This window comes from Chamaesiphon sp. OTE_8_metabat_110 (assembly GCF_031382685.1).
Lineage (GTDB): Bacteria > Cyanobacteriota > Cyanobacteriia > Cyanobacteriales > Chamaesiphonaceae > Chamaesiphon.
On sequence record NZ_JANMZA010000248.1, the window covers coordinates 1 to 1,830 of the forward strand.

Genomic DNA, 1,830 nt, shown 5'->3' on the forward strand with positions numbered 1-1,830 from the left:
TTTTGCGGGATGAGCATCTGTATCTGGAGATGGAACACGACTATCCTGCGTTGCGACAGTCGGTGATTAAGCTGGGTATAGAGGCGGATGAGGTGGCGACTGAGGCGATGATTCAAGCAGTGTTGGGAAATACTCATGGGGAGGAGATTGAGCTGTGGGCGAGTCGGATTCGGGATGTGATGATTGAGAGTGGGCAGATGTTGTTGGTGGAGTTACAGCAGCAGTCGGGGTTGAGTTTGGTGGATGTCTGGTTGGGATTGTTATTGGGAGATACTGGCTGTTTCCTGCGTCGCCAGTTGGATTGTGAGGTAGAATTTAGTGTTGATTTCTACGATCGACAGGGAATCTGGATCGTAGAGCTAATAACAGGAGAGAAAGATCGTGAAGTTTGATGGGGTTTGGCATATCACGGAAATGGAAAATTGGGATGAGGATTACTTTAACATGGAGGTACAGGCTTATCTTGAAATCGATGAACGAGGATCTGGTGATTTTCAATTTGGATTAGTTACGGGTGCAATTGATGGGCAAATTGCGATCGATAAGTTAGGTGAAAAGCTGAAATTTACCTGGGAAGGTGGGGATGAGAATGATGAAGCTTCAGGTAGTGGTTGGTTGAGGTTGAAAGATGATGATACGTTAGAAGGAAAGATTAAAATTCACGGTGGAGATAGTTCTCTATTTTTAGCCGAACGAGCTTAAAGTGCGACGATCGAAGACCCAACTACGAATGTTTGCAGGATCGAATAGTTTTGATAAAAGTACCTTATTCGGTACTAATTCGATCGATCCGATAGTTCACCAAGATATTAGAATTGTCTAGCGTAGAAAACTTAATACCACAGCCTGAAGTTCGATCGACATCATCACGTTTTAGACCATTCAATTTTTGTAATATCTCCATTCGTGTTGGCTGTTCTGATAATTCGATCGCTTCTAGCAAGGCTTGTGCCGCATCATAACTCGTGGCGACTCGCCAATCTAGTTTCGATTGTCCCCATCTGGACTTTGCGTACTTTGTATACACAGAATTCTCTGGTATATTGGGACTAATTAAAGCCACGTTCTCGATCGCACTTGCACCTTTGTAGAAGGTCAATCTCTCAGACATGGCTGTGGAAAATAATAATTGCAACTTGTTCGATCCAAGCTTTGAATTCTCCCGCGCAAGTGCCAATGCGACAGGGTTGGTAACGATACTTGATAATACTAGTAGAGCTTTAGTATTGCCATTGGAGATATTTGTAATTAATCTCTTTAAATCTAGATGAGGATCGTTAATTGGGATTGATTCAACAATATTTATGCCGCGATCGCGAAAAGCTTCCTCGCAATCCTCGTTAATAATTTGACTATAAGCATTTCCATCGTGGTAACAAATAACAACTCGATCGGACTTCAGGTTGTCAATGATATAGTCAGCATATGTATTCGCAACTACTTTTGTAGAACCGACAGTGCAAAAGAAAACATTCCCTTGTAAGTTGCTACTAGTACTAGTTGGCGAGATGATGGCTAGATTATTTTCTTTGTATACTGCTAGTGCGGCTTGAGTTCCTTCGCTGGAGTGGTGGCCAATTACACCTAAAATATCTCGATCGAGACATAGAATTTCGGCGACTCTCTTAGCAGTTCTTGGATCGTTACGATCGTTGGCGATCGTCACTTCTAGCAATGGTTTAGCCTGACCATCATTCTGATTTAATTTAGATTGGGCATCATTGAATTCAGTTTGAGCATCAGCTACACCTCTCAAAACATTATCTACTGCATCTCGATCGAAATCATTTTGATCGGCAATGACTACCACTATTCTCAGAGTTTTTCCAT

At 42.2% G+C, this 1,830-nt stretch carries 2 protein-coding genes and 1 pseudogene; 2 read left to right on the plus strand and 1 reads right to left on the minus strand.

The window, feature by feature from the left end; genetic code table 11:
* A pseudogene (locus RMO52_RS09175) lies at positions 1-392 on the plus strand (hypothetical protein); the annotation flags it as partial.
* Positions 382-702 carry a hypothetical protein gene (locus RMO52_RS09180; RefSeq protein WP_310413186.1) on the plus strand — a complete coding sequence of 107 codons (321 nt, stop codon included), beginning with the start codon at positions 382-384 and terminating at the stop codon, positions 700-702. The pseudogene RMO52_RS09175 and the gene RMO52_RS09180, both read left to right, overlap by 11 nt.
* Before the next feature lie 64 nt (positions 703-766).
* On the opposite strand, the gene RMO52_RS09185 is transcribed toward RMO52_RS09180, so the two are convergent.
* On the minus strand, positions 767-1,830 hold a 1,064-nt coding region (locus RMO52_RS09185), incomplete at its 5' end, for an ABC transporter substrate-binding protein (RefSeq protein WP_310413189.1).